The organism is Bacillus sp. FS02, from assembly GCF_024398395.1.
In the GTDB taxonomy this organism is placed as follows: Bacteria; Bacillota; Bacilli; order Bacillales; family Bacillaceae; genus Bacillus; species Bacillus altitudinis.
The window spans coordinates 1,641,132-1,666,355 of record NZ_CP074101.1 but is presented as its reverse complement, the minus strand read 5'-3'; the positions used below and the strand labels follow the sequence as shown (position 1 = coordinate 1,666,355).

General features: G+C 43.1%; 24 protein-coding genes, 3 pseudogenes and 1 riboswitch. Of the genes and pseudogenes, 18 read left to right on the top strand and 9 right to left on the bottom strand.

Translation table 11 applies throughout. From position 1 onward, the window contains the following. Positions 1-11 precede the first annotated feature (11 nt). From KFQ09_RS08335 to KFQ09_RS08300, 8 genes are all read left to right on the top strand, one after another. The gene (locus KFQ09_RS08335) at positions 12-476 is read left to right on the top strand and encodes a DMT family transporter (protein WP_017366510.1); all 465 of its coding nucleotides are present in this window, start codon (positions 12-14) and stop codon (positions 474-476) included. Between the two features lie 122 nt (positions 477-598). Beyond that, positions 599-859, top strand: a complete 261-nt coding sequence (locus KFQ09_RS08330) for a metal-sensitive transcriptional regulator (protein ID WP_003217059.1) — start codon at positions 599-601, stop codon at positions 857-859. 124 nt (positions 860-983) lie between these two features. Then, positions 984-1,466, top strand: a complete 483-nt coding sequence (locus KFQ09_RS08325) for a DsrE/DsrF/DrsH-like family protein (RefSeq protein WP_060832022.1) — start codon at positions 984-986, stop codon at positions 1,464-1,466. 14 nt (positions 1,467-1,480) lie between these two features. Beyond that, on the top strand, positions 1,481-1,837 hold the full coding sequence (locus KFQ09_RS08320) for a rhodanese-like domain-containing protein (RefSeq protein WP_060832023.1): 357 nt from the start codon (positions 1,481-1,483) through the stop codon (positions 1,835-1,837). A gap of 52 nt (positions 1,838-1,889) precedes the next feature. Continuing rightward, positions 1,890-2,450, top strand: a complete 561-nt coding sequence (locus KFQ09_RS08315; protein ID WP_060832024.1) for a sulfurtransferase TusA family protein — start codon at positions 1,890-1,892, stop codon at positions 2,448-2,450. 15 nt (positions 2,451-2,465) lie between these two features. Next, the gene (locus KFQ09_RS08310) at positions 2,466-3,593 is read left to right on the top strand and encodes an MBL fold metallo-hydrolase (RefSeq protein WP_255836199.1); all 1,128 of its coding nucleotides are present in this window, start codon (positions 2,466-2,468) and stop codon (positions 3,591-3,593) included. A gap of 34 nt (positions 3,594-3,627) precedes the next feature. Continuing rightward, positions 3,628-3,858 carry a sulfurtransferase TusA family protein gene (locus KFQ09_RS08305; protein ID WP_008343881.1) on the top strand — a complete coding sequence of 77 codons (231 nt, stop codon included), beginning with the start codon at positions 3,628-3,630 and terminating at the stop codon, positions 3,856-3,858. A 58-nt stretch (positions 3,859-3,916) separates the two neighbouring features. Next, positions 3,917-4,693 carry a sulfite exporter TauE/SafE family protein gene (locus KFQ09_RS08300; RefSeq protein WP_046527292.1) on the top strand — a complete coding sequence of 259 codons (777 nt, stop codon included), beginning with the start codon at positions 3,917-3,919 and terminating at the stop codon, positions 4,691-4,693. A 52-nt stretch (positions 4,694-4,745) separates the two neighbouring features. Here KFQ09_RS08300 and KFQ09_RS08295 read toward each other — a convergent pair whose 3' ends face one another. Then, entirely contained in the window at positions 4,746-4,922 is a 177-nt protein-coding gene (locus KFQ09_RS08295; RefSeq protein WP_164071373.1) for a hypothetical protein, read from the bottom strand. Between the two features lie 309 nt (positions 4,923-5,231). After that, entirely contained in the window at positions 5,232-6,665 is a 1,434-nt protein-coding gene (proS, locus tag KFQ09_RS08290) for a proline--tRNA ligase (protein ID WP_206114160.1), read from the bottom strand. Positions 6,666-7,065: 400 nt separating this feature from the next. Next, positions 7,066-7,165, top strand: a riboswitch (purine riboswitch). A gap of 77 nt (positions 7,166-7,242) precedes the next feature. On the opposite strand from proS, the pseudogene KFQ09_RS08285 reads away from it, so the two are divergent. Then, positions 7,243-8,414: pseudogene (locus KFQ09_RS08285) on the top strand (MFS transporter). A 53-nt stretch (positions 8,415-8,467) separates the two neighbouring features. Here KFQ09_RS08285 and KFQ09_RS08280 read toward each other — a convergent pair. Next, positions 8,468-8,845 carry a hotdog domain-containing protein gene (locus tag KFQ09_RS08280; RefSeq protein WP_008343876.1) on the bottom strand — a complete coding sequence of 126 codons (378 nt, stop codon included), beginning with the start codon at positions 8,843-8,845 and terminating at the stop codon, positions 8,468-8,470. Between the two features lie 137 nt (positions 8,846-8,982). Next, positions 8,983-9,750, bottom strand: a complete 768-nt coding sequence (locus KFQ09_RS08275) for a GNAT family N-acetyltransferase (protein ID WP_255836198.1) — start codon at positions 9,748-9,750, stop codon at positions 8,983-8,985. 207 nt (positions 9,751-9,957) lie between these two features. Between KFQ09_RS08275 and KFQ09_RS08270 the strand changes: the two genes are divergently transcribed. The 3 genes from KFQ09_RS08270 (at position 9,958) to KFQ09_RS08260 (ending at position 12,235) form a co-directional block, all read left to right on the top strand. Beyond that, positions 9,958-10,416: a MarR family transcriptional regulator gene (locus KFQ09_RS08270; RefSeq protein ID WP_017366520.1), complete on the top strand. Its 459-nt coding sequence runs from the start codon at positions 9,958-9,960 to the stop codon at positions 10,414-10,416. Positions 10,417-10,764: 348 nt separating this feature from the next. Further along, complete coding sequence (locus tag KFQ09_RS08265) at positions 10,765-11,226, top strand: 2-thiouracil desulfurase family protein (protein WP_045034650.1); 462 nt, start codon at positions 10,765-10,767, stop codon at positions 11,224-11,226. Positions 11,227-11,407: 181 nt separating this feature from the next. Beyond that, a complete protein-coding gene (locus tag KFQ09_RS08260; protein WP_250026971.1) occupies positions 11,408-12,235 on the top strand; it encodes an aldo/keto reductase in 828 nt (275 codons plus the stop codon). Between the two features lie 50 nt (positions 12,236-12,285). On the opposite strand, the gene KFQ09_RS08255 is transcribed toward KFQ09_RS08260, so the two are convergent. Further along, positions 12,286-13,368 (bottom strand): iron-containing alcohol dehydrogenase family protein, encoded by a 1,083-nt coding sequence (locus tag KFQ09_RS08255; RefSeq protein ID WP_035390603.1) that lies wholly within the window; start codon positions 13,366-13,368, stop codon positions 12,286-12,288. A 199-nt stretch (positions 13,369-13,567) separates the two neighbouring features. Between KFQ09_RS08255 and KFQ09_RS08250 the strand changes: the two genes are divergently transcribed. Further along, a complete protein-coding gene (locus KFQ09_RS08250; RefSeq protein WP_129548055.1) occupies positions 13,568-14,536 on the top strand; it encodes an oxygen-dependent tRNA uridine(34) hydroxylase TrhO in 969 nt (322 codons plus the stop codon). A gap of 343 nt (positions 14,537-14,879) precedes the next feature. After that, positions 14,880-16,498, top strand: a pseudogene (locus KFQ09_RS08245) (APC family permease). Between the two features lie 34 nt (positions 16,499-16,532). Here the strand turns inward: KFQ09_RS08245 and KFQ09_RS08240 are convergent. After that, entirely contained in the window at positions 16,533-16,733 is a 201-nt protein-coding gene (locus tag KFQ09_RS08240; protein ID WP_035390601.1) for a hypothetical protein, read from the bottom strand. Between the two features lie 185 nt (positions 16,734-16,918). On the opposite strand from KFQ09_RS08240, the gene licT reads away from it, so the two are divergent. From licT to KFQ09_RS08225, 3 genes and pseudogenes are all read left to right on the top strand, one after another. Next, a complete protein-coding gene (gene licT, locus KFQ09_RS08235; protein ID WP_008343858.1) occupies positions 16,919-17,755 on the top strand; it encodes a BglG family transcription antiterminator LicT in 837 nt (278 codons plus the stop codon). 236 nt (positions 17,756-17,991) lie between these two features. Beyond that, positions 17,992-19,852 (top strand): annotated as a pseudogene (locus KFQ09_RS08230) (beta-glucoside-specific PTS transporter subunit IIABC). 19 nt (positions 19,853-19,871) lie between these two features. Beyond that, complete coding sequence (locus tag KFQ09_RS08225) at positions 19,872-21,293, top strand: glycoside hydrolase family 1 protein (protein ID WP_202734035.1); 1,422 nt, start codon at positions 19,872-19,874, stop codon at positions 21,291-21,293. Positions 21,294-21,314: 21 nt separating this feature from the next. Here the strand turns inward: KFQ09_RS08225 and KFQ09_RS08220 are convergent, their stop codons facing one another. Next, positions 21,315-21,632, bottom strand: a complete 318-nt coding sequence (locus KFQ09_RS08220) for a hypothetical protein (protein WP_052320704.1) — start codon at positions 21,630-21,632, stop codon at positions 21,315-21,317. A 294-nt stretch (positions 21,633-21,926) separates the two neighbouring features. Between KFQ09_RS08220 and arr the strand changes: the two genes are divergently transcribed. After that, positions 21,927-22,343, top strand: coding sequence for an NAD(+)--rifampin ADP-ribosyltransferase (arr, locus tag KFQ09_RS08215; RefSeq protein WP_007498448.1), 417 nt, complete (start codon positions 21,927-21,929; stop codon positions 22,341-22,343). Positions 22,344-22,404: 61 nt separating this feature from the next. Here the strand turns inward: arr and KFQ09_RS08210 are convergent, their stop codons facing one another. After that, on the bottom strand, positions 22,405-24,324 hold the full coding sequence (locus KFQ09_RS08210; RefSeq protein WP_370648316.1) for a BglG family transcription antiterminator: 1,920 nt from the start codon (positions 24,322-24,324) through the stop codon (positions 22,405-22,407). Further along, on the bottom strand, positions 24,321-25,205 hold the full coding sequence (locus KFQ09_RS08205) for an ROK family protein (RefSeq protein WP_046342525.1): 885 nt from the start codon (positions 25,203-25,205) through the stop codon (positions 24,321-24,323). Before KFQ09_RS08205 ends, KFQ09_RS08210 begins: the two co-directional genes overlap by 4 nt. Between the last annotated feature and the right edge of the window lie 19 nt (positions 25,206-25,224).

Here is a 25,224-nt window from a genome sequence, read left to right as displayed (position 1 = left end):
GGAAACTCGATATGGCATTATTGTTAATTTTATTTACTTTCATCGGAGGCATTACGTTAAGTGCGCAATCTTCCATAAACGGTACGTTTAGCAGGAGAGCGGGTACGATTGAAACGACCTTTTTGACCTTTTTAACGGGTACGATGTTTTTGACCATTCTGATTTTATTCTTTGGGAGCGGCCATCTGTTGAATCTCTTGCATGCACCAAAGTGGCAGTTGAGTGCGGCTTTTCTTGGAACGGCTTATTTAATCCTGACAGTGATCGCTGTTCCGAAAATCGGTGTCATTGCTGCGAATATTGCGGGGATTGCTGGGCAGCTTGTCATTGGAATGGTTATCGATCATTTTGGCTGGTTCCATAGCCTGGTGATTTCACTTGATCTCAAACGCATATTGGCATTGTTCTTTATGCTGATCGCTCTTTATTTTATTTACAAAGGAAATAAGCGCTCTCGAGAGGAAGCGAGTGCTTAAAGAGAACGTGCTGCTGCGACATTTGCTCTCAGCAGCTCTTTTATACTAATTCATCATGTTTGACTAAATACCTGTCAGGGTATACTATCTGATCATAGGGAAAAGAGAAAGGAGTGTTAAACGTGGAGTATAATCAGCAGATGAAGAATCGTCTTCGCCGGATTGAAGGGCAGATTAAAGGGGTTCTTGCGATGATGGAGCAGGGAAAGGATTGCCGCGAGGTGGTGACGCAGCTGTCTGCATCACGCAATGCCATTGATCGGGCAATGGGTGTGATTGTGAGTACAAACCTTGAACAATGTGTCCGTGAAAGTCTTGAGCAGGGCAAGGATACAGAGGGGCTTGTCAAAGAAGCGGTTGAGCTCTTGGTGAAAAGCCGGTAAGAAATTCCTCAGCCTTTGGAGGTTGACGAATTTTTTTACTTGTTATAATATACCCTTACCGGTATGTGTATATTTTTTTGTTATCAATATACCCCCACGGGTAATTGATATAAGGAGGATCATGATGGAGGAACAGAAAAAACGAACAACAATTGTTTTATTTAGTGGAGATTATGATAAAGCGATGGCCGCTTACATTATTGCAAATGGCGCAGCAGCTTATGATCACGAGGTGACGATTTTTCATACTTTTTGGGGGCTGAATGCCTTGCGTCAGGAAGAGATGGTGCCACTGAAGAAGGGATTTTCAGAAAAAATGTTTGGCAAAATGATGCCGCGCGGTGCTGATCGAATGGGGCTGTCAAAGATGAATTTTGCAGGAATGGGGCCGAAGATGATCAAGCATGTGATCAACAAACACAATGCCATGACCCTGCCGCAGCTCATTGATATGGCGAAGGAACAAGAGATCAACCTCGTGGCATGTACGATGACGATGGATCTTTTAGGGCTGCAGGAGGATGAATTACTAGCAGACATTCAATATGCCGGTGTGGCAGCGTATTTAGCAGAGGCAGAAATCGGGAATGTGAACTTATTTATCTAGGGGGGTGTCCATAAATGATTCAAATGCTTTTGCTCATCATGGTGATCGCTTTGCTTGTGAGCCGTTTTCTTCCCGTACGGGGTGTGAAACAAATGGACGCAGCTCATCTGAAACCTAAATTGCATAGTCGGCATCAACAACTGATAGACGTGCGATCACCTTTAGAGTTTCAAACAAATCATATAAAAGGCTTTCAAAATATCCCCTTACCACAGTTAAGGAATCGAGCGCATGAGCTTGAGAAAGACAAAGAAGTGTATGTGATCTGCCAAAGTGGGATGAGAAGTATGCAGGCGGCTAAATTGTTAAAAAAACAGGGATTTACCCACATTACGAATATCAGGGGTGGCATGAATGCTTGGCGATTATAGGTATCAATAGGCTTTGCAATATACCCCCACCCCTATAAAAGGAGGAAAAACAATGCAGCAACCAACAGCAATTCTAGATGCAAAAGGATTGGCATGCCCAATGCCCATTGTCAAAACAAAAAAACAAATGAATGAGCTCTTGCCAGGAGATGTGCTTGAAGTGCAAGCAACTGACAAAGGCTCTACAGCGGATTTAGCAGCTTGGTCAAAAAGCGCCGGTCATGAATTTTTAGGAACAAAAGTAGAAGGACAGGTGCTTCATCATTTGATTCGTAAAGGCGGAACGAAACAGGAGGAGGAGCAGTCAATGATTTCGGAAATGTCGTTGAACATGTTTCAACAGAAGGTAAAAGAAGATCAGTCATTGTTTATTTTAGATGTACGAGAGCCGGATGAATATGAAGCGGGTCATATTCCAGGAGCTGTTCACATCCCTCTTGGCGAGGTGGAACAACGTGCTGAAGAATTGAACCGAGAGACGCTCATTTACCTCATCTGTCATTCAGGCAGAAGAAGTGAATTAGCCGCACAAAAGTTAAAAGAAAAAGGATTTCATCAATTGATCAATGTAGTGCCAGGCATGAACAGCTGGACAGGAGAGATTGAAAAATAGGAGCTGAATGAACCAATGACTGTAAAAGCAATGACAGCAGAACAGTTAACAAAAAAGATCATCAACAAAGAGCCGATCTTTTTGTTGGATGTACGAAACGAATCAGATGTGCAGGACTGGAAAATTGAAGGGAAAGCCGTTGAATATTTAAATGTGCCTTACTTTGAGCTTCTTGATGGCGTAGAGGATATGGTGGAGAACATACCGGATGACCTAGATGTACTGGTCGTTTGTGCGAAAGAAGGCTCCTCTATTATGGTGGCAGAGATGCTGTCAGAGGCAGGCAGAACGGTCCATTATTTGCAAGGCGGCATGAAGGCATGGGGTGAGCATTTAGAGCCAGTGAAGATCGGTGATTTAACTGGCGGTGGAGAGTTGTACCAATTTGTGCGAATGGGCAAGGGGTGCTTGTCCTATATGATCATGTCGAATGGAGAAGCTGCGATTATTGATGCAGCTAGAATGACGGAGGTCTATACGCGATTTGCTAAAAATCATCATGTCACAGTAACGCATGTGTTTGATACGCACCTTCATGCGGACCATATATCTGGCGGGAAAAAGCTGGCTGAACAGACTGGGGCCACCTATTGGCTACCGCCAAAAGACGCCGAAGAGGTGACATTTGATTACAATCACCTTGAAGAAGGGCAGCGTGTGACGATTGGAGCGGCGGAGATTGATATTCACGCCCTTTATTCACCGGGCCATACGATTGGTTCAACCTCTTTTATCGTAGACGACCGTTTTCTCCTTTCAGGTGATATTTTGTTCATTGATTCGATCGGACGACCTGATCTAGCCGGTATGGCGGAGGACTGGGTAGGTGATTTGAGGGAAACCCTTTATACACGATATACGGCGCTTTCGGCAGAATTGATTGTGCTGCCTGCACATTTTATGATCGTGGCTGAGCTTAATGAAAACGGGAGCGTTTGGAAGGAGCTAGGCGCTTTGTTTGAAGAAAATCACGGGCTGAACATTGAAGATGAAGACGTATTTAGACAAATGGTCACGCAGGATCTCCCTGCACAGCCAAACGCTTATCAAGACATTCGGTCTACGAATATGGGGAAGCTGCATCCAGACGAGGAAGCGCAGCGAGACATGGAAATTGGTCCAAACCGTTGTGCGATTCGATAATGTTCAATAAAATAAAGAAGCGAGGGATGATCAGATGACATCAGATCACATTTTAGACGTAACCGGGCTTGCATGCCCGATGCCAATTATTCGGACGAAGAAAAAAATGAATGACTTGGCTGAAGGCCAAGTATTAGAAATACATGCAACAGATAAAGGAGCCAAAGCTGATTTGGCCGCATGGGCTAAGTCAAGCGGACATGAATTGATCACGCAGACAGATGAAGGGCATGTGCTGAAGTTCTGGGTGAGAAAAGGGTCCTAAAGGGGAGAGGGGTATCTATGAGGGAGCCCCTTTTCCTTTTGCAAAGGAGGAGACCAGCGTGGATTTTGCATTTTTCATTACTTTATTTATCATCGGATTTATTGGTTCCTTCTTATCAGGAATGGTTGGAATAGGAGGATCGGTGATCAACTATCCCATGCTGCTTTATATCCCGCCTCTAGTCGGAGTGATGGCATTATCGGCACACGAGGTTTCAGGGATTGGTGCTATTCAAGTCCTATTTTCGACACTCGGCGGTGTGCTGGCGTATCGAAAAAGCGGATTTTTACATCGACCATTGATTTTATATATGGGGAGCAGTATATTGGCAGGGAGTTTATTAGGCAGCTATTTATCACATTTCCTTCCAGAGAAAGGCATCAATGTAGTCTATGGTCTTCTTGCCATTGTCGCTGTCATTTTAATGCTTGTTCCGAAAAAAGGTCAGCGGGCAGAAGCGGATGGAGAGGCGACATTTCATAAAGGACTGGCGGCTGGTATTGCCTTTGTGATCGGAAGTGTATCGGGCGTATTAGGTGCAGGCGGTGCCTTTATTTTAGTGCCGGTGATGCTATCAATTCTCAAAATCCCTGTGCGGATGACGATTGCCTCGTCTCTGGCCATTACGTTTCTCTCTGCGATCGGCGCATCTGCTGGGAAAGTGCTGACGGGTCAAGTCATGTTCATGCCTGCTCTTGTCTTAATGGCGGCCAGTTTGATTGCTGCGCCGATTGGGGCGAAAATTGGTCAGAAAATCAATGCCGTTTATTTGCAGTGGGCGCTTGCCGTGATGATTACAGCCACAGCGATCAAAATCTGGGTGGATTTATTATAAGAAAAAGACCAACAACTGAGAGCAAGGGCTCTTTTCCATGTGTTGGTCTTTTTTATTTTATGTCATCGTGCTCGATATACGTTTCAAGTGCAGGGTGGTACTCTTTTTGATAATGAAGATTGGGGCATGTTTTCACGACTTTGCCTTGCAAGGCATTGGACTTCGAGACATCTAATGCTGTTTTACATTTTGGACAACGTTCGTTAAATATTGAGAGCCAGCGCTTCATAGATCACCACTCCAGTTAAAGTCTTAAAAACCGATTATATTAATATGAATTATAGGGGATTGTGTGAATGAGGTCAATGGATATTTGGCTCTTTTTAACAAAAAAGAAGCATCGTATAAGATGCTTCAGCGTATAGACAAATCCTCGCATTCTTTGTCAGCCTTGCATGCTGGCGCTCATGATTTTTAATTTCGCTCCGCGCAAGTGCTCGTCCTTCCTAGAGTCCGAAGGCTTTCCGTCACGCTGAAAAGAAGACAAAGGGCTAAAATAAAGTTCATTTTAGCCCTTTGTCAACAATTTGAAGCATGATTAGTAGGCTTTTGCCCAGAACACCATATCAGAAGCAGGTTTCCCGCAGCAGACACATGTGTCAGAAACGGATTCTTGTTCAAACGGGATACAGCGTGATGTCGCCCCTGTTCTCTCTTTGATGTCGTTTTCACAGTCTTCATCGCCGCACCACATGGCTTTGATCAACCTGTTTTCTTCGGCAAGAAGCTGCTCGATGTCTTCGATTGTGTGGGCGTTTGATGTTTTTTCATGTAATCGTTCTTTTGCTTTTTCGTACATCGTCTGCTGAATGTCTTCAAGCGTGGCCGTGATGGCTTGTTCAAGTGCATCTAACGTGATGGCTTGCTTTTCACCTGTGTCTCGTCTTGCGAGCATGACTTGGCCTTTTTCCATATCCTTTGGTCCTACTTCTACGCGTAATGGGATGCCCTGCATTTCGCATTCGTTGAATTTCCAGCCAGGCTGTTTATCACTTGCATCGATGTCAGCTCGTGCGATGCGGGCGAGTCGATCCTTTAATTCATAGGCATGATCGAGGACACCTTCTTTATGGGAAGCAATTGGCACAACACGTACTTGGGTTGGCGCAATGTTTGGCGGCAGGACTAGTCCTCTGTCATCGCCATGCACCATGATCATAGCGCCAATGATTCTTGTGGTGAAGCCCCATGATGTTTGCTGGACATGCTCTAATTTTCCTTCTCGATTTAAAAATTCAATGCCAAACGCCTTGGCAAATCCGTTGCCGAAGAAGTGAGAAGTGGCGGTTTGCAGGGCTTTTCCGTCATGCATCAAGCTTTCAACCGTATAGGTGAAGCGGGCGCCAGCGAATTTTTCTTTCTCTGTTTTTCTTCCTTTAATGACAGGGATCGCTAGAAGCTCTTCACAAATAGACGCATAGACATGGAGCATTTTTTCTGTTTCTTCAATCGCTTCTTGCTCAGTCTCGTGACAAGTGTGCCCTTCCTGCCAGAGGAATTCAAGGGTTCTAAGAAATGGACGTGTTGTCTTTTCCCAGCGGACGACATTGGCCCATTGGTTATATAGCTTTGGTAAATCACGATAGGAATGAATGATGTTTTTATAATGCTCGGCGAACAGCACCTCGGATGTTGGTCTGACGCAGAGTCTTTCCTGTAATTCCGAATCACCGCCATGTGTCACCCACGCCACTTCAGGAGCAAAGCCTTCGATATGATCTTTTTCCTGCTGGAGAAGACTTTCTGGGATAAAGAGCGGCATATAGACATTCTCGTGACCCGTTTCTTTGATTTGACGATCAAGTTCGTCGCGAATATTCTCCCAAATTTTAAAACCGTATGGCTGAATAATCATACTGCCTCTAACGCTTGAATAATCGACGAGACGCGCCTTTGTGACAACATCTGTATACCACTGGGCAAAGTCGTCTTCCATGCTTGTAATTTTCTCAACAAATTGTTTCTTTGACATCGTCTTTTTCCTCCTTTTAAAAAAACAAAAAAGCTGTGCTTTAAGTTAGGGACCATTCCTGGTGGTACCACCCTAATTTAAAGCACAGCTTTACACTCGATCATGATAACGGTATGAACCGCTGTATGAAACAGAACTAAATCGGCAGGTTCACTTGAAGATGTCAGTAGGAACTTCTCAGCACCGTTCCCTCTCTGGTAAAGATCAATTCAAGCTACTATTCCAGATCTACGTTGATCCTTGTTCGTTGATTTTTCATCAGTTTACCTGTAAATGGGGGAGAAAGCAAGTTGGTCCGCAAGTTCATTTCATGCCTTTCTAAGGTCGTTTATGTTGCTGAGCCATTGGCAGATATTTTCTATTTTTGCAGCTTGCACGTTATGGAAGGCTATGCTAATATATTTGAAGAAAAAAATAGACTTGTATAACCTCAATAATATGGTTTGAGGGTTTCTACCAGGATCCGATAAATCCTGATTACAAAAGCGCGCTTTCCTTTTTTGTAATCAGGGTTTTTTTGTTTGTCTACACCCTGTATCAAAAGTGAAAGCCATGATATAGAGAAGGGATGTTAGACATGAACTGGAGAGTTTATTTATTAGCTGTTTCTACTTTTGCGGTTGGATTAGTTGAGCTTGTGGTCGGGGCATTTTGCCAAGTTTAGCAGAGGATCTCAATGTGTCTCTTGCGACAGCTGGGCAGCTGATCACGGTATTTGCGATTGTGTATGCTATTTCAGCACCGGTGCTACTGACCGTCACAGCCAAAATCGAACGAAAGCGTCTTTATTTAATCGCATTATTGGTCTTTACATTAGGCAATGTATTCACATATTTTAGTTCCACCTTTGCCCTTGTCATGATCTCTAGGGTCTTGATTGCCATGAGTACAGCGCTTGTTGTGGTGTTATCACTAACGATTACCGCCAAGCTGGTGGAACCGGCGCATCGAGCGAAAGCATTAGGTCTGATTTTTATAGGGATTAGCTCATCACTTGTTCTCGGTGTACCGATCGGTATTTTTATTACAGAGAGCTTTGGCTGGAGAGTGATGTTTTTAGGAATCAGTATTCTGTCAGCTATATCCATGGTACTCATTTATTTTCTTTTGGAGAAAATGCCTGTTGAAAAAGTCACACCGCTTAAAGAACAAATTCGTTCTTTAGGGCATCCGAAAATTTTCAGTGCACATTTGATTAGCTTGTTCATGCTTGCTGGTCATTATATGCTGTATTCTTATTTCACGCCATTTCTGATGGAAGTTTTGCATATGACTCCGTTTTGGATTAGTATTTGTTATTTGGTCTTCGGACTTGCGTCGATTGGCGGGAATGGGTTTGGTGGCTGGCTGAGTGACAAACTAGGATCAGGAAAAGCCATTTTGCTTGTGACCATGGCGTTTGCCATTGTGATGTTTATCCTTCCTTATACAGCGGGAGTGTTTATGCTCTTTATGGTGATGGTTGTCCTATGGGGTGCTCTTAGCTGGGCACTGACACCTGCTTTGCAGAGCTATTTGATTCAAACAGACCCTGTGACGTCTGATATTCAGCAAAGTTTAAATACATCCGCTTTGCAAATTGGGATTTCCATTGGATCAGCAGTGGGTGGCGTCATGTTTACAATGACCGGTTCATCTGTTGATTTGGCTAAATTCGGTGCTGTTTTTGTGCTGATTGCCTTTAGCTGTGCAGTGATTTCATTAAAGAGACCGCCGCTTTATATGGATCGTCAGCATCATGCTGAATAGAAGGGAATAAGAACGTTTTCGTGTTAGTTAGCTGCCTCATCATAGGCAGCTTTTTATTTTTTGAAAACCACACCTTCACTTTTACCAGTAATGACTTCTTCTCCATGCTGATTGATATAACGGGAAAAAAGGTGGACACGATGGTATTTTTCAAGGGGTTCTACCTTGGTGACGGCCATCTGACAGGTAATGGTGTCACCTGTATAAACAGGGCGTATGAAGGTACATGTCATCTCTTGACCGATAAAATGAAACTGACCGCCAAGCTTCGTGGCTAGACTTGCTGTGAGAAAGCCGTGTACCATGAGCCTGCCTTGATCATCTAGCTCGGTATGATGTTTGCCAAGATCACCTGTCATCTCGCCAAATTGAATCACATCTTCATGCGTATAGGTTTTGCTTGTTTGAAATTGATCGCCTGGTCGAACCATCTGTTTTTCAGCTCCTTTTTTTAAATGTACCAAAGGAGTGAATGAATGTACATTCATTTTTATGGTGAGATGTTGGAGGCAAAGAAGAGACAGGCTACCTTTCTTTGCCTTTGATACCTCAGGAAAAATATCATCTTCTATTCAAAAATAACCATTTCTCCAATTGGTTGAAATCCGGCACGCTGATAGATATGTTTGCCGTCATTTGAGGCTTGTAACATCACACACTTTTGTTTGTTATCTGTCTGGGTCAGAAGGTAATGAAACATGTCACTGCCAAGTCCTCTTCCACGGTGTTCTGCCTTTGTGATGACATCATAAATACCGTAGCTGTCTGCTGTTTCAATCAATAAGCCCGTTGTGACTGGTTTGTTGTGTTCATATCCAACGAACATGCGGGTACTCGGGTGTAATCGTTCAATCGAGAAGCGCTGGAAATAGGTGTTTAAAGCGATTGCTTCAGGTGATCCTTCGAAAAGTTCGATAAATAAATGTTGATAATCGAGAAAGGTTTGATCGTCAGTCACTTCCTTGATCGTAAGCGATTGAGAGGTCCTTTGATCGATGTCGTTTGTATGTTCAAGCATCATGATGGTATTGCGTTCCACTTCTTGAAGCCCATATTTCTGCATGATATTCGACCAATCTGGGTGGAGCAGGCTTTGAGTGATCCATGTGCTGAATGCTAGCTGCTGTTGCTGCATTTGTTCGATGGCAGCTTCCACTTTTTGTTGATCTTGTATGTGCGCTGAAATGGGTAATAACAAATTGAACGTGTCAGTTGATATATGCGTGTTTGATAAAACGAAATCTTCTGTTGATAGGAACGATCCGTTGACAACAGAAGAAAACAAATTTATTTTTTCTTCTAACTGGCGAATGGCCATTTGCTGCTCTGTTTTCATTCTCTCACCTTCTTTTCTTAATTGAGGGTTACCTATCATAAATAATAGCAAAGAAAAGGAAATTGTGCCGTCTCTTGTAATCTAGTAAAAAAGTTCTTTTATTTATCAGGTCTGATGACCCATTCTTTTCCTCATCCCCACATTTCTTTTGACTCCTTTATTGATTATTAGTACCATTTTATTAACCAGTTAAGAGTGGAGGTTCAGATGGAAACAAACGAGCAGATTGTCTTAAAAGCGATTCAAGATTTGATTATGCATAGGGAAAAGAAACGGAACGATCCAACAGATCCACTGATTACCACGACTGATACACTCAAGCAAGATTGGACACTTACACAGCTTCATATTTTATCTATGATTCAAGCAAACCCTAACGAATCCAATAATACATTTCTTTCACAACAACTAAAACTATCAAAACCAGCCATTACAAAGGCTGTGAAAAAGCTCATCGAAAAAGGCATGGTCGACTATCGCCACCGGCAAGGTGACAAGAAATCCGTCTATTATTCACTCACAGAGGAAGGCACACAGCTTGCGGCACTGCATGATGAGCTTCATGAACAGGCAGTCTCCTCCTATTTAGAATTCCTCCATGAATTTAATGAAGACGAGCTACAGGTTATTGAGCGCTTCTTAAAGGCTTGGAAGGAAAAGATATAAATAACGGACCGAAAGCTTTCTATAAACTAGATGCTTTCGGTTTTTTTATGGTAAAATTAACATATATTGACGTTATTCGTGATGATGTTTGAGGGAGGGAGCCGTGTTGGTGAAAGAGATGATGGAGAATTTCAAAAAATCTATTTTTATCATGCCGTTCGTCGGATTGTTTGTCAGCTTGCTATTATTTGTTTATTTTTTTGGAGTGACAGGAGTTGAAGGGTCCATGTGGGCGGCTGTTTTGTATTGTGCTCTGCCCTTTCTGATGTACACGATACTCTGTTTGCCTTTATGGATTTATTTTAAAGTCAGCAAAAAACGTTCAATACATAGAAATGAGGAACATACATGATCGTTGTCAGCGCTTGTCTTGCGGGATTAAAGGTCCGTTATAATGGCAGCCATCGATTAGATCAACGTATCGAGGAGCTTGTGCAGGAAGGAAAGGCGGTAACAGTTTGCCCTGAGCTGCTTGGCGGTTTCTCTACACCAAGACCTCCCGCAGAAATTATTGGTGGAGATGGTCATGATGTCTTACGAGGGCAGGCTTCTGTAGTTGATGTTCATGGAACAGATGTGACAGAGATGTATGTAAAAGGTGCACAAGACACGCTTAAGCAGGTTCAGACTCTTGGCGCAACATCCGTCGTGTTAAAAGAGTACAGTCCTTCTTGCGGAAGCCGGATGATCTATCGGGGAGAGTTTAACGGGAAGACAAAGGCTGGGGACGGTGTGACGTCTGCCTTGCTGAAACAGCATGGGATTCAAGTATTCTCTGAGGAGGATGATTGGACCTCACTGTTTGTATAGGGATAAGTAGAAATCTATTTAATATAAAAACAAATATATTCACATAAAAATTTTGTGTTGTTAGTATGGGACAAAATGAAATTAGGTCATAGTAGCCCTTGCATGGTCTATTTTCATGCATGATCTTTCGCACATTCGGGTATAGTGCATGGTAAGCAAAAATGAAGCGGAGGTTTGTTTGATGAGTGGATTAACAGATACAGTCACATTAGCAAACGGAGTGAAAATGCCGAAGCTTGGCTTTGGTGTATGGCAAGTAAAAGATGGGGATGAGGCTGTAAATGCAGTCAAAGACGCACTTGAAGCTGGCTATCGCAGTATAGATACAGCAGCGGCCTATCAAAATGAAGAAGGTGTTGGCAAAGCCATTCAGCAATCAGGCATCTCTCGCGATGAGCTGTTCATTACGACAAAAGTGTGGAATAGTGATCAAGGATATGAGTCAACGCTTGAAGCCTTTGAAACGAGTATGAACAAACTAGGTCTGGATGTATTGGATCTTTATTTAATCCATTGGCCGGTTGAAGGCAAATATAAAGAAACGTGGAAGGCGCTAGAAAAGCTTTATAAGGATGGCCGTGTGAAAGCCATTGGCGTGTGTAACTTCCATCAGCACCATATAGAAGATTTATTAGAAGAGGCAGAAGTGGTGCCAATGGTCAATCAAATTGAACTGCATCCGAAGCTGACGCAAGAGCCTTTACGTGACTACTGCAAGGCAAAAGGCATTCATGTAGAAGCATGGTCGCCATTAGGCAGCGGGAAACTTCTTAACCATCCGGTGCTTCAAGATATTGCGAAAAAACATGAGAAGTCAGTAGCGCAAGTCATTCTTCGCTGGGACTTGCAGCATGGCATTATCACCATTCCGAAATCTGTGACGAAGAGCCGAATCATCGAAAACACAAACGTATTTGATTTCGAGTTGTCCGCCCATGAAATGAGTGTCATTGATCAGCTCAATGAAGATGAGCGCACGGGTCCAGACCCAGATAACTTCGATTTTTAATAAAAAGAAAGCACGGGCGGGATGCCTGTGCTTTTTATTTGCCCATATGTTCAAACCGTCTTTTGAGGCTGATAGGTTTCAATGATTTGAATGGCGTCGACAATTTGCTCTTTCGTATAGTCTCCAATCAAACAAAAGGTTTCATCTTTACGTGCAGCATGGTTTGCCACTGTATGTGCTGCTTCCTCTAGCTGAGCTGTGATGCCAAGCTCACGCATCGTTCTAGGTAATCCGAGTGTTTGATAGAGCTCAAGTAATTCTTCTACTTCCGTCATACGGTTTTCTGCGGCAAGCTGGACGAGAATGCCATAGGCCACTTTTTGTCCATGTAACACATGATGTGTTTCATCAATAAATGTTAATCCATTATGAACGGCATGGGCTCCTGCCATTCTGCCATAACGTCCTCCATAGCCGCCGACTGTTCCGGCTAACGTAATGATCGTATCTGTTACATCTGCAAAGGCTTGAGAAAGCTGACCTGTTTTTAAGCTGCTAACGGCTTCTTCACTATGAGTCAGAAGAATGTCACGAACGTACACTGCCTGCTTTAATGCAGCATGTACCATGAGCGGCAAGGTGCCTTTTGTGTTACGAATAATGGCTTCCGCTTCATACCATTTTGCCAGTGTATCCCCAATTCCGCTTTGTAGATAGGAAAGAGGAGATGAAAGCAAAAAAGTATGATCAATTAACGTGAGATAGCTGGACCGCTTATGATAGTCGACCCTCATGAAATTTCCCTTGTCATCATAAATGACACTGAGCGGTGTAGAAGCCGCACATGTCCCAGGAATCGTCGGCACCATGATCACTTCAATTTGGAGAGCGTCGGCAACAGACTTCGCTGTATCTAAAATCGTTCCACCACCGATCCCGATGATCACGTCTGAACTCTTGAGTTCTTCCGCAATTCGTGTGATCGCATTTGGTGAACTGTAACCTTTGTGCTGAACAACAGGCCACTCGGATGGAAGCTTTGTGTACTGTGAAAAGGCTTGATATGAGTCATATCCTGTCACTATAGCTGGTGACTGAAAGGGAGTAACAAGTGATTCGATTTCATGATAAATCCCCTTTTGAGAAATAAACTGGTTAGGACCGCTTCTGACGATCTCTTCTGGCTGGATCATGGACTTATGCTCCTTTACGAAATCATATAGTTCTTAAATCATCTCATTTTACAGAAAGTTCTGTCAAATAATCGGACAATATGAGACCATAGACCCTTCCGTTTTATGGAATTGAACTGCTGACATTGCCTTAAGGTATGTATTTCCTGTATGATATAAAATGGTATGTTTTGATTAAATTTAAGAGGTGTTTATATATATGGAAAAACAATATCGTGTATTACTTTACTATCAATATGTCCCCATTGAGGATCCAGAAACGTTTACAGCAGAGCATCTAGCATTCTGTAAGGAACTTGGTTTGTTAGGTCGTATTCTTGTTTCATCTGAAGGCATAAACGGAACCGTTTCTGGTACCATTGAGCAGACGGACAAGTACATGCAAGCATTGAAAGAAGATCCACGCTTTGCGTCCATGCCAATTAAAATTGACGAAGCAGATGGTCATGCGTTTAAGAAAATGCACGTCCGCCACCGAAATGAATTGGTGAATTTAAGTCTTGAAGATGATGTGAATCCGCTAGAATTAACGGGGAAACATCTCAGTCCAGTTGAATTTTATGAGCAAATGCAATCACCTGATACGGTCGTGATTGATGCACGTAATGATTATGAGTTTGATGTCGGTCACTTCAGAGGTGCTGTGCGCCCTGACATTGAGACATTCCGTGAATTACCTGAGTGGATTCGTGACAACAAAGAGATTCTTGAAGGGAAAAAAATTCTGACGTATTGCACAGGCGGCGTACGCTGTGAGAAATTCTCAGGATGGTTAAAGCGTGAAGGCTTTGAAGATGTATCCCAGCTTGACGGTGGAATTGTCACGTACGGAAAAGACCCAGAAGTTCAAGGAAAGCTATGGGATGGTCAATGTTATGTGTTTGATAACCGCCTAACGGTTCCAGTCAATCAAACAGAGCACGTCGTGGTAGGAAAAGATTTCTTCACTGGCGAACCTTGCGAGCGTTATGTGAACTGCGCGAACCCTGCATGTAACCGCAAAATGATTACAACAGAAGAAAGCGAGCATAAATATATGCGCAGCTGCAGCCATGAATGCCGCACAAGCGAACGTAACCTTTATGTGAAACAGCACAATTTATCTGAGGAAGAAGTTCAAGAAAGACTAGCTGTCATTGAAAAAGAACAAGCAATCTCACAAGGATAAGAGGGTTTCCCTTTTATCCTTTTTTCTTTGAATGATACGTGTTCAAAGGGAAGAGGAAGTCATTTCCTCTTTCTTTTTTGTTTTGTTTTTTTCAAAATAAGGGTAAAGGTAGTTAATCAGTCTAATAGATTGAACAGTTGAAAAAGCGCTTTCTTTTGAAATAAGCATGTTCGACTATTTCAGAAAATGGAGAATTGAGAGATAATATAACAGGTAAAAAAATGAACAAAGATAAAAGTTCAGATCAGAAAGTATTTGCCAATGGAATGAAAGGTGAGCTGCTATAAAAGAAAGGCGCTTGCTCGACACATGCTCTGTATTTTAATCGAAAGGTGTTATGAACATGAATCATTTGCATCGTAGGATGGGAACTTTCGCTTTAATGATGGTAGGTCTTGGCTCAATCATTGGTTCAGGATGGCTCTTTGGTGCGTGGCGGGCTGCTCAAATCGCCGGCCCTGCTGCTATTTTGTCATGGTTGATCGGGATGGTTGTTATTTTATTTATCGCATTGTCTTATAGTGAACTCGGGTCGATGTTTCCAGAGGCAGGCGGAATGGTCAAATATACGCAATATTCACATGGCTCTTTTATTGGATTTATCGCCGCTTGGGCAAACTGGATCGCCATTGTCTCAGTGATTCCTGTTGAGGCAGTTGCCTCCGTTCAATACATGAGCTCATGGCCTTGGGAGTGGGCAAAGTGGACAAGCCATTTGGTCACAAAAGGGGTTTTGACGACTGAGGGGCTCATGGTGGCAAGTGTGCTGCTGGTGATTTATTTTCTGCTCAATTATTGGACAGTTGGGTTGTTTTCAAAGGCGAATACATTCATTACGATTTTTAAAATCGTCATTCCAGGATTAACAATTGGTGCGCTCTTATTCGTAGGTTTTCATAGTGAGAATTTTACTTCTGGAACAAGTATTGCGCCGAACGGCTGGGCGAGTGTGCTCACAGCTGTGGCAACATCGGGGATTGTGTTTGCTTTTAATGGCTTCCAAAGCCCGATTAACATGGCAGGAGAAGCGAAAAATCCAGGGCGTTCGATTCCAATTGCCATTGTTGGATCGATTTTGATTGCAACGGTCATTTATGTGCTGCTGCAAATCGCTTTTATTGGCGCTGTCGATCCATCAATGATTGTGAATGGCTGGGGGCATTTGAATTTCAACTCGCCATTTGCTGACCTTGCCATTGCGCTAGGGATTAACTGGCTTGTCCTTATTTTATATGCAGATGCGTTCGTTTCTCCTTCTGGCACAGGGATTACGTATACGGCGACGACGTCTCGTATGATTTATGGGATGGAAAAAAACAAGTACATGCCGAGTGTACTTGGTCGTCTGCATCCAATTTACGGTGTGCCTCGTCCAGCGATGTTTTTTAACTTAGGCGTATCGTTTATCTTTCTGTTTTTGTTTAGAGGATGGGGGTTCTCGCTGAAATTATCTCTGTGGCGACCCTGATTTCCTATTTGACAGGACCTGTGACAGTCATGACGCTGAGAAAGACGGGCGCAGATTTATATCGTCCATTGCGAATTAAAGGACTCAGCATCATTGCTCCGCTTGGTTTTGTCTTTGCATCCTTGACACTGTACTGGGCGAGATGGCCGCTGACGGGTCAGGTGCTGTTCATTATTCTCATCGGTCTGCCAATCTATTTTTACTATCAAGCAAAAGCGAAGTGGAAGGGCTTTGGCCGTCACTTTAAAGCAGGTGCTTGGATGGTTGTGTATTTGCTTGTGATGATGACGATTTCCTGTCTCGGTAGTGATAAATTTGGCGGGTATAACGTCATTCATTATGGCTGGGATATGGCGCTCATTGCAGTTGTGGCGTTGTTATTTTATATGTGGGCACTCAAAAGTGGTTTTGAAACAGAGTTTTTAGAAGATGCGAAAAAAATTAATGATGAACTGCGTGCTTCTCAGAAAGAAGCCGCCTCATCTAAGGAATAACGGAAGGGCTGCCTGAATACTGAGGGCAGCCTTTTTATTTGGATAGATGATGCATGACATGTTGCTTTAGCCAAGTGGTAACGCCGTGTAGAACGGTGGCTGTCACAAGACAGATAAGCGCATATCTCCATAGCTGATCTAAGCCTTGTCCACTAAGCCAAAAAACAATACCTAGAATAAAGAGAGTCAGAATGAACATGAATAAAAAAGATGCTGACCAGAAAAAAGCCTTCATCGAAGGTCACCTCCTCGGGGTATTGTATGCAGGCCGAGGGAGGATCAGACCAGCAAGAAAGAAGTAAAAATATCGTGAAATCTATTTCAAAAGTCAGATAAAAATGCCAAGTGATTTGACAGTTGTGTTAAGATGAGAGCATATTTTGAGTGTAGATGGCTGGTTATAGACGGAGGTGTTTGGAGATGCAGATTCAAAAGGTTCTAAACAATAATGTCATTAGTGTGATAGATGAACAAGGAAAAGAAATCGTCGTCATGGGCAGAGGCATCGCTTTTCAAAGACGTCCCGGAGACCCAGTGGACGAGGCGTTAATTGATAAAGTGTTCCGCTTAGAGGATCATTCCGTTCATGAGCGGATGAAAATGCTGCTTCAAGAGGTTCCGTATGATGTCGTCAAGGTGACCGAGGAAATGATCCAATACGCACATACAAAGCTGAACCGAAGATTAAACGAAAGTCTGCATGTATCGCTGGCAGACCATATTCATTACGCCATTGAACGATTAAAGAAAAACCACTTGATTGAGAATTCGCTGATTTGGGAGATTAAACGTTTATACAAAGATGAGTTTCTCGTGGCGAAGGAATGCCTTGAGATGATTGAAGATCGTCTTCATATTGAACTGCCTGAAGATGAAGCGGGCTTTATTGCCATGCATATCATTAATGCAGAGCTCAATGAAGACATGAATACAACGGTCAATATCACAAAAGAAGTGAATGCCATACTGACCATTGTGAAATATCACTTGAACATGGAATTTGATGAAGACTCGCTCAACTTTTATCGTTTTCTCACACATTTACGCTTTTTCGTACAGCGTCTCATCAACGAAACGTTACTCGTCAGTGAAGATCAAGATTTATATCAGCTGATTAAAGTGAAATATCCGAAGGCGTACGAATGCGCAAAGAAAATCGCGGAATATGTGTATCAAACGTATCATCGCGACCTGACATCAGAGGAGATGCTCTATCTATCGATTCATTTGAATCGACTCATCAAACGAGAAAAATAAAGATAGAATTTTAAAAGAAAGCGTTGACATCATAAAAAGTGAGTGGTACTATTTGCTCATAAACATAAAAGAATACGGTTTCACAATGATCGTCTTAGAGGATTGTGACTGTTCGGCAGGCAAAACCTAAACGTTCACTGAAAAAGCGCAATAGCAAGTTGCGACTATTTTTGGTGCCCGTTTAGGTTTTTATTTTGCCTAAAAACGTATTTTTTTGAAAAAAAGGGGGTTTTTGTATGAGTCATCGTCAATTAGCAGAAGACATTATCAAACATATCGGGACAGAGAAAAATGTTCATTCATTGGTTCACTGTGCCACAAGACTTCGCTTCACATTAAATGACAGATCAAAAGCAGATAAAGCGGCCATTGAAAAATTAAATGGTGTGGTGACTGTCATGGAAAGCGGCGGCCAGTTTCAGGTGGTCATTGGCAACACCGTACCAGAGGTATATCGAGAGATTGGGGAGTTTACGAATCTATTAGAGGATTCCACTTCTTCATCTGCTAGATCAAGTGAAGAAAGTACAAGTCTTTTTGGAAAATTCGTCGACATTGTTTCTGGAATTTTCACACCGCTTCTAGGTGTCATGGCGGGTGCCGGTATTTTAAAAGGACTTCTAGGCATCTGTATCAATGCAAAATGGTTATCTCCTGAAGATACGTCGTATCAAATTTTATTTGCCGCATCAGACAGCTTGTTCTACTTCCTGCCGCTGCTGCTCGCATTCACTTCTGCTAGGAAGTTTAAAGCGAATCCATTTGTCGCTGTGACGATTGCAGGTGCACTGATCTATCCGACTATTCAAGAGCTCACAAAAGGCGGCGGAGATGTGTCGTTTTTTCGGCATTCCGGTTGTCTTAATGTCTTATACATCAACGGTTATCCCGATTATTTTGGCAGTGTTTGTGATGGGATATATCGAACGTTTCTTTAACAAAGTCATTCATGAAAGTGTGAAAAACTTTATTACACCACTGATTTTACTGGTCACGGTCGTTCCACTGACACTGATCGTATTTGGACCATTTGGTGTGTATGCAGGGAACGGAATTGCAGCCGTCCTGCTGAAAGTATTCTCCTTTAGCCCTACACTTGCCGGTGCTTTAATTGCGATGGCATGGCAGGTTCTTGTCATCTTCGGTATCCATTGGGGGCTTGTGCCAGTCATTTTAAATAATATTGCGGTTCATGGAAAAGATCATATTAAGCCGGCCACTGCGCCAGCTGTATTTTCACAAGCCGGTGCTTCAATCGGTGTTATGCTGAAAACAAAGAACAAAAAGCTGAAATCATTAGCTGGATCGACAGCGGTTTCTGCCGTGTTTGGGATCACAGAGCCAGCTGTATACGGGGTCACACTTCGTTTGAAAAAACCATTTATTGCAGCGGTGATCTCTGCCGGTGTCGGTGGTGCCATTATCGGTTATTCACAAAGTATTGCGATCGCGTCAGGTCTTCCGAGTTTACTGACACTTCCGATCTTCTATGGTCAAGGATTTACAGGGTTCTTAATCGGAATTTCCGTTTCATTTGTCCTTTCAATCGTCTTAACCTATTTGATTGGATTCAAAGATCCTGTGGATGAAGAAGATGCTCCTGCAGCTAGTTCTGCACCAGCATTTGAAAATGAACATGGTGTCAAAGCAGCTCATGTGAAAAGTCCTTTATCTGGCGAAGTCATCAAGCTAGAAGAGGTGCAGGATAAGGCCTTCTCATCTGGCGCTTTAGGTAAGGGCGCAGCCATTATTCCATCAGAAGGCAAGCTGTTTGCACCAGTAACTGGAGTCGTGACAACGGTATTCCCAACAGGACATGCATACGGTCTCACCTCTGAAAGCGGAGCAGAAGTACTCATTCATATTGGACTGGATACTGTACAACTTGGGGGCCGTCATTTTACGCCGAAGGTTGAGCAGGGCCAAACCATTACAGAAGGTGAACTGCTTGCGGAGTTTGATATTGAGGCCATTCAAGCAGCAGGACTGTCTGTCACAACACCTGTGATTATTACCAATTCCGGTGAATTTAGCGATATCATTGAGACAGAAGAAAAACAAGTGACACCAGGACAATCATTTTTACACTTAGTTTAAGAAAAGGGAGGACATAATCATGAGATATTCAACACTAGCACCATTTCCAAAAGACTTTTTCTGGGGCGGATCGACTTCCGCCTATCAAGTAGAAGGTGCATGGAACGAGGATGGCAAGGGACCTTCAGTCATTGATATGAGAGAAAGCTATCCTGAAGGAACAACTGATTTTAAGGTAGCCAGCGATCACTATCATCGATATAAAGAGGACGTGAAGATGTTTGCAGAAATGGGCTTGAAGGCTTATCGTTTCTCCATTGCATGGACACGCATCATTCCAGATGGAGATGGGGAGATCAATCAAAAGGGAATTGAATTCTACCATTCTCTCATTGATGAATTGCGCCACTATGACATTGAACCAATTGTGACGATGTATCACTTTGATTTACCTCATGCGCTTCAAGTGAAAGGCGGCTGGTCAAATCGTTCAACAGTCGATGCGTTTGAACGTTATGCGGAAGTTTTGTTCCAAGAGTATGGTGAGAAGGTAAAATATTGGCTGACCATTAATGAACAAAACATGATGATCTTACATGGATCAGCTCTAGGTACACTGGATCCAAATTTAGAAAATCCGAAAAAAGAACTATATCAGCAGAACCACCATATGCTTGTGGCACAGGCGAAAGCCATGACGCTTTGTCATCGTTTGCTGCCTGAGGCGAAAATAGGACCAGCGCCAAACATCGCCCTTATTTACCCGGCATCTCCAAAACCTGAGGATGTCATTGCTGCGGCCAATTACAATGCGATCCGCAACTGGCTGTATCTTGATATGGCGGTATTCGGCCGTTATAACAACCTTGCATGGGCATACATGAAGGAAAAAGACATTCTTCCTGTGATTGAAGAGGGAGATATGGATATTTTGAAAAGTGCAAAACCAGACTTCATTGCCTTTAACTACTACACATCTCAAACGGTTGAAGCGAGTAAAGGAGATGGCAATGATGAATTTGCCCGCGGTGGAGATCAGCATTTAAAATCTGGTGAAGATGGCGTCTACAAAGGCGGGAACAACCCGTTCTTAAGTAAAAATGCATTTGGCTGGGAGATTGACCCTACCGGTTTCCGATCAACGATGCGTGAGATTTACGACCGCTATCAGCTACCTCTGATTATTACGGAAAACGGGCTGGGCGCTTTTGACAAGTTAGAAGAGGATGGATCGATTCAGGATGATTACCGAATTGATTATTTAGAAAAACATATTGAACAAATCAAATGGGCGATCACTGACGGTGTTGAGGTATTCGGGTACTGCCCATGGTCAGCCATCGACTTAATCAGTACACACCAAGGTTGCTCAAAACGCTACGGTTTTATCTACGTCAACCGTGATGAATTTGACCTAAAAGACCTCAAAAGAATTCGGAAAAAGAGCTCTTATTGGTATGAAACATTGATCGAGCAAAATGGAGAGAACATCGGGAAGTAACAATATCACACTAAAAAACCCCTAATTTTTAGGGGTTTTTTTCTCTTCATGACTTGTAACTATATCAACTGGATGTATCAAGTTTTCATCATCATTATCCTCATCAGTGTAAGGCATAATAAGTGAATCCAACTCTTCTTTATCATTGACTAAAGCAACGTAAGTTGTATAATCCTCTAAATCTGATGGAAACAATTCAGCTTGACCAACATTACTTTTCAATGCTTGGTCAATAGCACTCTTTAATTCAATTAAACCCTCACGATTACCAATAATATAAGAATCCATATGCCAACTTTTTTGAGCATATATATGACAAATCTTATCTCTATCTTTCATTCTCTCATTACACCCTTCCTGAAGAATTTAATTGATTATGTGCCAACACGCCAACCACATAAAACGTCAAACGTCTCTTTGGCTTTTATGGCGTCTAACAGCTTTTTATCTCTTTCAAGAAGACTGCTTTGTATGTATGCTTGCTGTTTTTTCAACTTGCTGGAGTTTACCGATCACATCTTACTCTCTACTATCATTATACCCCGAATTTCATCTCATTTATAGACTGTTTTCCGTCCGCATCAGCCCGTATACTGTTATACGCAAGTCAAAAACGATAAGGGATGTGGCTGTATGAATGACAAGAAAGATGTTTTAGATCCTGGGCCGTTTTTTCATGGGACGAAAGCGGAATTGAAGATTGGGGACCTGCTTGAACCGTTGCATTTATCCAATTATCAGGATAAACAATCGAACCACATCTATTTCACCGGAACATTAAATGCAGCCAAATGGGGAGCTGAATTAGCCCGGTCTGATTCCAAAGAGAGAATTTATGTTGTAGAACCGACAGGCGAGTTTGAAGATGATCCGAATTTGACGGATCAAAAGTTTCCAGGGAATCCGACCCGTTCTTATCGATCGACATCCCCTTTGAAAATTGTCGCAGAATTAGGCGCTTGGGAAAGACACTCCGATGAAGAAATCAATCATATGCTGACGTCGTTAAAAAAGTTAAGGGAAGAAGGAAAAAATGTCATATACGATTGATTCGTATGTGAGGAATAGATGAATAAAAGGCCGCCCGATTTCACTTGGGCGGCCTTATGTGCTATTGAAACAGGACATGCATCAGCTCATCAAATGTCCTTGCATGTGTCAAGGAGTGAAGGCGGTCAGGACTGTCTAATAAATCGACAGCTTGTTCAAAAAATTGATTCATGCAGGCAGCGTCGTCTTTCTGAATGGCTAACAAGAAAATCAGAGATACTTGATCGCCCTGCCAATCAATTGGCTGTTTCAATCGTGCAATTGCCACGCAGGAGGTGCCTTCATTTGTGATGAGCGGGTGAGGCATTGCAATTCCCTTGCCAAGATAGGTCGATGACATTTGCTCCCGCTCCAGCACGGAGGAACGAAAAGAAGATGAAACAAGCTGATGCGCCTCCAGCCGGCTGCAAAGCGTATCTAATACCTCTTCTTTGCTTGAAAGGTTCACATCCAACAAGGTCAATCGTTCTTGGAAAAAAGCCATCAGCTCCTGCGAAGGGAAACCGTGTCCGTTTAACAGGTGAATGACCTCACTCACACGCTGGACATCATGGTGTTCAAAAAAAGCATTCACTTGAATGATTGGTTTCCCCTTTGGTGCGAGAGGTACGGTTGTAATAATCACATCACATGGCAAAGTCGTGCTAAAAGCGTAATCCTGATAAGAATAAAGCTCAACAATCTCAAGCTCATGCTGAAAGGCTGCCTTCAATTTAATTTCAAGCAGCCGTGCCGTTCCTAGTCCAGACCCGCATACAATAATGGCCCTCTTTTTTTGTGAGGTGTCAAGATGACTTCTCTCAAATGAAGCAGCAATATGTAAGGCAACATATGCCGCCTCATCTTCATTTGGCGTCCGCACCAGCTGTAGGGCATTGAGTCCGCTGACAGCCAAATCAAACGGATAAGGATAAGAAGTTTTGATCTCATGCAAAAGCGGATTTTGTAAAGACACGCCGTATTGGATTCGATTTAATAATGGCTTCATATGCAGCATCAAATCTTGACGCAGGATATCGTCATCTACAAAACGATGACCGCTTGTTTTTTCAATGTGCTGGAGAAATCGTGTCACTGCCTGACGTACTTCTTCTGTTGTTTGGTGCTCATCGATTTCTTTCCACGTTTGATTCGCCAAGAGATGCATCACCAAGTAATCTGTTTCATCCTCTGATAAGGTGACATGAAACGTGTCGTTTATTTGATGCGTGATCTTTTGAGCGATTCTTGTTAACACTGGCGGTCTTTGTGTGTGAGTAGTACTGGCGGGTATCCGCTGTTTTTTTTGCGTTTGCTGAATGGCAATCGCTAAGTGAATCACTAAATTCTTTAGGGCAATATCTTTAATGAGCAGTGATTCTTGATATAGATTTGTCAGCACAATGGATCGAATGGTTTCAAGTGAAATGTCAGGGAAATGAAGCTGTTCCCGCTCAGTTATATGAGATAGGGCGGGTTCTTCTTCAAGCAGTAAGTCTGCGTAGCACGTCCTTTTTTGCAATTCGTCTCCGTCTACTTTTAAGCCAAACCCAGGCTTTGAGACAAGGGTCATACCGTAACGGGCTAACAGCTCCCGTCCTTTTTTTAAATCACTGCTGACCGTCATACGGCTGATGAACAATTCTTCTGCTAATTGATCAATTTTTAAGTAGTCTGATTGAAGCAATAGTTTTCTCATCATAAATCGTATGCGCTCTTCTGGCATGACGGGTACGAGAGAGCGGGCAGGAAGCTTTTGCTGATGAAGCCAAAGCAGGAAAGCGTCTTGGTCACTTGTTAAGAGCGTATATCCTTTCCCGCGGATGGTCTTGATCATGGCTCCAGCTTGTGTTAACAGCTCGTTTGCTTCTTTGATTAAATTGCGGATGGAGCGTTCAGATAAGCGAAAAGAGGCAGTGAGCTCCTCCAGCTTCACGAACCCTTTCGTTTCAAATAGCCGCTGAATGAGCTGGTAGGTTCGAGTATCTGCCGTCATCATCATTGCGCCGCTCCTTGTTCCTTTAAGGCATCAGCTCCAAGGGCGATGGCTCCCATTAAACCAGATAATCCGTCAAAGGAAGGCTTTGTGACGATTTCATTTAATGGCTTTGGTAATTGTAAGTAACCATGAAGCCGCTTGTCTGTTTCTTCAAGGATGAGCGGCAGCAAGGCCGGCTGTTTCATGACACCTCCACCAAAAATAATGCGTTCTGGTGAAAGGGTGAGTAATAAATTTGCGGTCATTTGCCCGAGATAATAAGCTTGAAGTGACCAGGCAGGGTGCTCCTCTGGCAGCATTTGTGCCAATGTATGATAGCGGCCTTCTATGGCAGGTCCAGATGCTAGTCCCTCTAAACAATCATGGTGGATCGGGCAGCAGCCCCCATAGGTGTCATGAGGGTGGCGCTGAACGGTGATATGTCCCATTTCTGGATGAAGCAGTCCGTGAATGAGGCGGTTTTCAATATAAGCACCGCCGCCGATTCCCGTCCCAACCGTGATGTAGATCAAGGAATTTGGTCTGTCTGTGTCAGTTGAAAAACGAGCTTCACCGAGCGCCGCACAGTTCACATCCGTATCAAGCTTCATAGGGAGACCGAGTGCTTGTTTTAAGGTTGAGAGTAATGGAAATTGGCGCCAAGCTGTTTTGGGTGTTTCGAGAATCGTTCCATAGCTGGGGCTGTGCTCTTTTACATCGACAGGCCCGAATGCGCCTATGCCAATCGCATCGACTAGATGCTCTGTAAAGTATTCGATCACTTGCCGGCATGTTTCTTCTGGGTTCCCTGTTGCAAAGGAAGTCATATGTTCAATCGTTCCGTCTGTTGTTCCGTAGCCGCAGACAAATTTTGTACCGCCTGCTTCGATGCCTCCAATTCGCATGATCAATGCCCTCCATTAA

Coding starts and splice junctions, on each gene's coding strand:
- KFQ09_RS08335 (WP_017366510.1), top strand. CDS start 12: ATGGCATTATTGTTAATTTTATTTACTTTCATCGGAGGCATTACGTTA.
- KFQ09_RS08325 (WP_060832022.1), top strand. CDS start 984: ATGGAGGAACAGAAAAAACGAACAACAATTGTTTTATTTAGTGGAGAT.
- KFQ09_RS08320 (WP_060832023.1), top strand. CDS start 1,481: ATGATTCAAATGCTTTTGCTCATCATGGTGATCGCTTTGCTTGTGAGC.
- KFQ09_RS08315 (WP_060832024.1), top strand. CDS start 1,890: ATGCAGCAACCAACAGCAATTCTAGATGCAAAAGGATTGGCATGCCCA.
- KFQ09_RS08310 (WP_255836199.1), top strand. CDS start 2,466: ATGACTGTAAAAGCAATGACAGCAGAACAGTTAACAAAAAAGATCATC.
- KFQ09_RS08305 (WP_008343881.1), top strand. CDS start 3,628: ATGACATCAGATCACATTTTAGACGTAACCGGGCTTGCATGCCCGATG.
- KFQ09_RS08295 (WP_164071373.1), bottom strand. CDS start 4,922: ATGAAGCGCTGGCTCTCAATATTTAACGAACGTTGTCCAAAATGTAAA.
- proS (WP_206114160.1), bottom strand. CDS start 6,665: ATGTCAAAGAAACAATTTGTTGAGAAAATTACAAGCATGGAAGACGAC.
- KFQ09_RS08280 (WP_008343876.1), bottom strand. CDS start 8,845: ATGGTTCGACCAGGCGATCAATTTCAAACAAGCAAAACCTATACGCAT.
- KFQ09_RS08275 (WP_255836198.1), bottom strand. CDS start 9,750: ATGAAAACAGAGCAGCAAATGGCCATTCGCCAGTTAGAAGAAAAAATA.
- KFQ09_RS08270 (WP_017366520.1), top strand. CDS start 9,958: ATGGAAACAAACGAGCAGATTGTCTTAAAAGCGATTCAAGATTTGATT.
- KFQ09_RS08265 (WP_045034650.1), top strand. CDS start 10,765: ATGATCGTTGTCAGCGCTTGTCTTGCGGGATTAAAGGTCCGTTATAAT.
- KFQ09_RS08260 (WP_250026971.1), top strand. CDS start 11,408: ATGAGTGGATTAACAGATACAGTCACATTAGCAAACGGAGTGAAAATG.
- KFQ09_RS08255 (WP_035390603.1), bottom strand. CDS start 13,368: ATGATCCAGCCAGAAGAGATCGTCAGAAGCGGTCCTAACCAGTTTATT.
- KFQ09_RS08250 (WP_129548055.1), top strand. CDS start 13,568: ATGGAAAAACAATATCGTGTATTACTTTACTATCAATATGTCCCCATT.
- KFQ09_RS08240 (WP_035390601.1), bottom strand. CDS start 16,733: ATGAAGGCTTTTTTCTGGTCAGCATCTTTTTTATTCATGTTCATTCTG.
- licT (WP_008343858.1), top strand. CDS start 16,919: ATGCAGATTCAAAAGGTTCTAAACAATAATGTCATTAGTGTGATAGAT.
- KFQ09_RS08225 (WP_202734035.1), top strand. CDS start 19,872: ATGAGATATTCAACACTAGCACCATTTCCAAAAGACTTTTTCTGGGGC.
- KFQ09_RS08220 (WP_052320704.1), bottom strand. CDS start 21,632: ATGAAAGATAGAGATAAGATTTGTCATATATATGCTCAAAAAAGTTGG.
- arr (WP_007498448.1), top strand. CDS start 21,927: ATGAATGACAAGAAAGATGTTTTAGATCCTGGGCCGTTTTTTCATGGG.
- KFQ09_RS08210 (WP_370648316.1), bottom strand. CDS start 24,324: ATGATGATGACGGCAGATACTCGAACCTACCAGCTCATTCAGCGGCTA.
- KFQ09_RS08205 (WP_046342525.1), bottom strand. CDS start 25,205: ATGCGAATTGGAGGCATCGAAGCAGGCGGTACAAAATTTGTCTGCGGC.